The 5,305-nt window shown below is 55.4% G+C and carries 5 protein-coding genes; 1 reads left to right on the top strand and 4 read right to left on the bottom strand.

What is annotated here, in order from left to right; all coding sequences use genetic code 11:
• Window positions 1-54: 54 nt before the first annotated feature.
• Both ACSEMK_RS23950 and ACSEMK_RS23945 read right to left on the bottom strand, forming a co-directional pair.
• Window positions 55-1,509 carry an AMP nucleosidase gene (locus ACSEMK_RS23950; protein WP_015365878.1) on the bottom strand — a complete coding sequence of 485 codons (1,455 nt, stop codon included), beginning with the start codon at window positions 1,507-1,509 and terminating at the stop codon, window positions 55-57.
• A gap of 128 nt (window positions 1,510-1,637) precedes the next feature.
• A complete protein-coding gene (locus tag ACSEMK_RS23945; protein ID WP_430914559.1) occupies window positions 1,638-1,877 on the bottom strand; it encodes a histidine kinase in 240 nt (79 codons plus the stop codon).
• 157 nt (window positions 1,878-2,034) lie between these two features.
• Here ACSEMK_RS23945 and ACSEMK_RS23940 point away from each other — a divergent pair, with 157 nt between their 5' ends.
• Window positions 2,035-3,525, top strand: coding sequence for an alpha/beta hydrolase (locus ACSEMK_RS23940; protein WP_308958553.1), 1,491 nt, complete (start codon window positions 2,035-2,037; stop codon window positions 3,523-3,525).
• Here the strand turns inward: ACSEMK_RS23940 and ACSEMK_RS23935 are convergent.
• Together ACSEMK_RS23935 and ACSEMK_RS23930 are read right to left on the bottom strand one after the other, a co-directional pair.
• Window positions 3,514-4,446 (bottom strand): nucleoside recognition domain-containing protein, encoded by a 933-nt coding sequence (locus tag ACSEMK_RS23935; protein ID WP_047050690.1) that lies wholly within the window; start codon window positions 4,444-4,446, stop codon window positions 3,514-3,516. The two genes, ACSEMK_RS23940 and ACSEMK_RS23935, sit on opposite strands and share 12 nt — an antisense overlap.
• Before the next feature lie 67 nt (window positions 4,447-4,513).
• Window positions 4,514-5,227 carry a 4'-phosphopantetheinyl transferase family protein gene (locus ACSEMK_RS23930; protein ID WP_271031476.1) on the bottom strand — a complete coding sequence of 238 codons (714 nt, stop codon included), beginning with the start codon at window positions 5,225-5,227 and terminating at the stop codon, window positions 4,514-4,516.
• Window positions 5,228-5,305: the final 78 nt, after the last annotated feature.

Below are 5,305 nucleotides of genomic sequence, written 5' to 3'. Positions count from 1 at the left end.
TCTGTATCCGTACAATTTTGCCCTACGCAAATAGCGCGCAGGGCTTGCCCGGGATTAACGGAACGGTGGTTCGTTGAAGGTACGCAGCTTGCGGGAGTGCATGTGGTCGCCCTCGGCGCGCAGCAGATCGATGGCGCGGATCCCTATCTGCAGATGCTCGGAAATCGCCCCTTCATAGAAGCGGTTCGCTTGTCCCGGCAGCTTGATTTCACCGTGCAGCGGTTTATCGGAGACGCACAGCAGCGTGCCGTAAGGTACGCGGAAACGATAGCCCTGTGCGGCAATAGTGGCGCTTTCCATATCGATGGCCACCGCACGGCTGAGGTTAAAGCGCAACGCCGAGGCGGAATAACGCAATTCCCAGTTGCGGTCATCGGTGGTCACCACCGTACCGGTACGCAGACGCTGTTTGACCTCTTCGCCCGGCATGCCGCTAACCTGTTTAGTGGCGTCATACAGCGCACGCTGTACTTCGGCGATACTCGGGATGGGAATATCCGGCGGTAGCACCGCATCCAGCACGTGGTCGTCACGTAAATAGGCATGCGCCAGTACATAGTCGCCTATCGACTGGCTCTCACGCAGGCCGCCACAGTGGCCAATCATCAGCCAGACGTCAGGGCGCAGCACCGCGAGATGATCGCAAATATTTTTGGCATTGGCCGGGCCGACGCCGATGTTGATCAACGTAATACCCTGACCGTCGTTAGTGATCAGGTGCCAGGCCGGCATCTGGTGCTTTTTCCACGCCAGATCGGAAATCGCCTCTTCCGGGGCCTCAGTGTCGGCGGTGATCCAAATCCCGCCCGCACAGGAGAGGGCAATGTACGGGCTATCCGGATCGAGGATCTGGCTACAGCCCCAGCTGACGAACTCATCGACGTAACGCGTGTAGTTGGTAAACAAGACATACGGCTGGAAGTGCTCAACCGGCGTGCCGGTGTAGTGCTTCAGGCGCGCCAGCGAGAAATCGACGCGGCGGGCGTCAAAATGCGACAGCGGATAATACTCGGTGGCGTGGAACAGGCCATCGGCGGTTTCATCGCCAATCTGCGACAGTTCGGTGGTCGGAAAATAACGCGTTAATCCGGCGCTCATCGAGCGATCCAGCGTCAGCGCAGAGCCATCAATCACGTAAGGGAAGGGAATTTCGTGCTGCGAATTGCCGACGCTAATATGCGCGCCGTAATCCTGATATAGCAGAGTTAATTGTTCCAGCAGATAAGCGCGAAAGAGTTTTGGATTGGTAATGGTGGTGGTGTAGCAGCCTGCATGGGTGAATCGCCCCCAGGCTCGGGTTTTTAAGGCTTTGTGCTCGGCGCCATCCCACGAGACAGACAATTGAGGATAGACGAATAAGCCTTCAGCACGGGCTATTTCATCAGGAAGGATATTGTGGTGAATGTACTCGCCAATGGCCTTACGCAACGCGTTAACCGCTCTTTCATACTGCGCTTCCAACTGGGAAAGCGCCTGCTCCGGGGTCAGACTGACGGCCTTCTGGTTCATCATTCGCTCCTTGTTTCAGGTCTGCTGATACTGTTGATAGTATGCTACAGCGTGAAAATGGCGAAGGAAAATTACAGGCCCGGGTAAATAGTCAAACTCGTTGATAATAAAAGCTTAGCCGCGCAGGGTCAGGCAGTCTGTGCCCAGCGTTCGGCGCTAAAATTACTTGCGCTTACCACTCTTAATGTCTCCGCGCCGTTATTGTTGATGTAATAAAGTGCATTAGGACCAGGCGTTAGCTTATCGCCTTCCTGTAGTCTGTATCGGCTTTCGATTTCAGCAATTACCACGATCTGGCCACTCTGTAGAACCACGCAAGTTGTTGCTGTAGAGGCATTTTTCCGTACTTTCTTGACCCACCACTCCATGTTTTCACCCAGGCTTGTTACACTCAGAATGATAATTGACGCGTTAGTGCTTTAAAGACAACTGAAACTACCCATTGGTTTAATTTACGTTTAGCTGAAGTTGTTAAATCTTAACTCTGCGATGCAGCGGGACAGGCAAATACCACCTATGGCTTTGATGCGATTTAACAAGCTTCTGAATCAATCTGGATTAAGGATAGTCTCGCTGGCGAAAAAAGCGCTGGCAGCGGCGGTTATTGTAGCGGTGGTATTTTTCATCGGACGAATATATGAATCGGAACGTGGTCCTGCATTGCAGCGCTGGCATACCTGGTCTGGGGATGAGATGACCGCTGATGAAATCGACCGAGCCAGTTTTGCCAGCTATCTCAAACGGGAAGATAAGATATTTGCCGATTTGCGGCGTGAGGTCAGCGACCAACTGCCTGCCGCTGACAAAACGCCGATAAATCGCTTCTATCGCGACAGCCTGGTCTATCCGCAACGTTTTACGCCAGACTGGAATCGCTCCTTTATATTACTGCCATCCGGCAAACCTCGTGGTGCGGTGGTGTTGCTGCATGGATTAACCGACTCCCCCTACAGCGTGCGCTATCTGGCGGAAGAGTATCAACGGCAAGGTTTTGTCGCGGTGGCGCCGCGCTTACCCGGCCACGGTACCGCGCCGGGCGCATTAACCCGCGTTGATTGGCAACAATGGCTGGCGACAACCCGCCTGGCGGTTCGGGAAGCGATGCGACGTGCCGGTGGGGATGTGCCGCTGCATCTGGTGGGATATTCTAACGGCGGCGCGCTGGCGCTGAAGTATGCGCTCGATGAATTGACCGATAAATCGCTGGTCAGGCCGCAGCAGATAATACTGTTATCGCCGATGATTGGCGTAACCGCTTTTGCCCGGTTCGCCGGACTGGCTGGCCTGCCTTCGATATTTCCCGCCTTTGCGCGCGCGGCGTGGCTAAACGTCGTTCCGGAGTTTAATCCCTATAAATACAATTCCTTTCCGGTAAAGACAGCGCGCCAGTCGTGGCTGCTGACCCAGGCCTTGCAAAAACAGATTATCCAGGCGGCGCAGAGCCAGCGCTTAGCCTCTATCGCGCCGGTGTTAACTTTTCAGTCGGTGATTGATTCTACAGTCAGTACCCGGGCGGTGGTTGATTCGTTATACCGCTATTTGCCGGACAACGGCAGCGAACTGGTGATTTTCGATATTAATCAGGCGGCGAACCTGCGGGCGCTGTTTCGCCCGGCGACTTATTCGGCGGTGAATACCTTGTTACCTCCGGCGCCGCGTCCGTACTCCACGACGATCGTGACGAATGCGACTCCGCACACCCTCGATACCGTCGCGCGCTTGACGCTGGCGGGGCAAACTGCCGAGAGAACGCAGGCGCTGCATCTGGCCTGGCCGCAGGATATGTACTCGCTTTCGCATATCGCGGTGCCGTTCCCCATCACCGATTCGCTGTATGGCCGCGAGCCGACGGAGAAAAACCTTAGCGGTATTAGCCTTGGCACCATTTCGCTACGCGGCGAGACCGCGACGCTGAGCGTCGGCCTTGATACGTTAATGCGCGCCACCTCTAACCCATTTTTCCCCTACCTGCTGCAGCGGGTTAATCAGCGTCTGCCGTCGTTCTCAGAACCATAGGATGTGCAGTACCGTGCGCAGCGCAATACCGATGAGGGCGGCAGGGGCGACGAAGCGGAAAAGACGCACAAATCTTGAGCTGACGCCAAGGAAAATACCGATGCCGGGTAGGTCGAAGGTCTGGATGAGGAGCCCTGCGGAGGCGTTAATCTGACTGAGCGTCACTTTACCCTGCTGCGCCAGCTCGGAGATAACCCCGAAATAGGCGGTGCCGCCCGCCACACATTTCACCAGCGCGGGCAGGACGAAGTTTTCGGGGATATGTAGCCATAGCAGCAGCGGCATCAGTACGCGCTGCAGCATCTCGATGACGCCAGCCGCCTGCATCAGGCCGACGATGGTCAACGATAAAATCAGCATCGGCACGGCGCCAAGCGCCAGACGGATAGCGTCGGCGCCGGCGCTATTGATCACCGCAATCAGCCCGTGATTATTTTGTTCGCTTTCCGGGAGCGCTTCTGCCCGGCTGCTCTCGACAATGGATAACTTACGTCCGGTGGCGTACCAGCAGACCGCTGCGGCGCAGAGCCCGCCGATAATAGAAATGGCGATCGCGGCCAGCCAGTGCAGGCCGAACGGTGTTAAGGGATAGAAAACGTTGCCCTGACCCATGGCGAAGACCATCGCCAGGGTGGCGGCCATTTGTCGGTCAGAGACGCCGCGTTTATCCATAATTGCCAGCGTGGCAAGTGGGGCCGCAAAGCTGACGAAATTTATCTGAATCAGCGCGAAGGCGCTCATACCGGTCAACCCAAAGGGCTTCAGCAGCGGCGCCAGCCAGCGCACGATGATGTCGAGAATTCCGCGGACTTCGAGATATTTCATTATGATCAGCATGACGACCATAATGGGTAACAAGGTATAAAGCGCTACGTCGACGGAGGATTTTCCCGCTGACATAATGATGCCGATGACATCCATTTATCTATCACTGTAGGCAGGTCAAATAGTTAGCGTCATCATAATCCCGAAGTGGCGAAATGAACAGCTAGCGCAGACAGGTAAGAACAGTGCCTTCACTGAAGTAATACTCGCCGCTGAACTGGCTACCTGCGGGGAAGGCGTCGCTGAGGGTTTTATTAAGGCGCAACGTGAAACGCTGATTTGCCGGGTCGAGAGCGACCATGGCGGCGGCATCAAAATCAAACATCTGCTGTACGCGCGGATATAGCGCTTTGAACAGACTCTCTTTGGCTGAGAAAGCCAGCAGTAGTGCCCACTCCATATCCAGCCCACAACAGGAAAGCAGCGTCTGTTCCGTTTTCGAGACAAACATATCGGCGCTTTCCAGCATGACCCCCGGTTGCAGATGCTCGATATCGACCCCTGGATGCAGGCCGTCGTCCTCGGCGCTAACCACCGCGATGGCGATATCTTCGCTATGTGAGACGCTTCCTCGCCAGCCTGCCGGCCAAATTGGCGCGCGGTCCGCGGCGATTAACACCGGCTCTAAGCAGCCGGATTGTCGCAGCAAATAGTGCGCGCAATAGCGCCCGGCCAGATATTCGGCTTTACGTTTGGCGACGGCGCCAGTAAGAGAAGGCGGGAGCGGGATGGCGTACTGGCTAAAAAGAGCGTCCTGTAGTTGCGACCTGGCGAAACGTACCCGACAAAATTTTAACGCCGGGTCAGCGCGAAGATAGCCGCACTCGGCATGCTGAATAAAGGGTTGATCGTGAAAGGTGTCGGTAACGATAAACATGCAGGCTCATCAGGCAAAACAAGTATGGCGCTACCATATCGCAGGTGATGAACGAAGCAGAAGAGTTATGTGAAATAT

Origin of the sequence: Klebsiella sp. K-3 (assembly GCF_051207495.1) — a bacterium.
Classification (GTDB): domain Bacteria; phylum Pseudomonadota; class Gammaproteobacteria; order Enterobacterales; family Enterobacteriaceae; genus Klebsiella; species Klebsiella aerogenes.
Note: the sequence above shows the minus strand (reverse complement) of the source record. Positions and strands in the feature narration are given on the sequence as shown.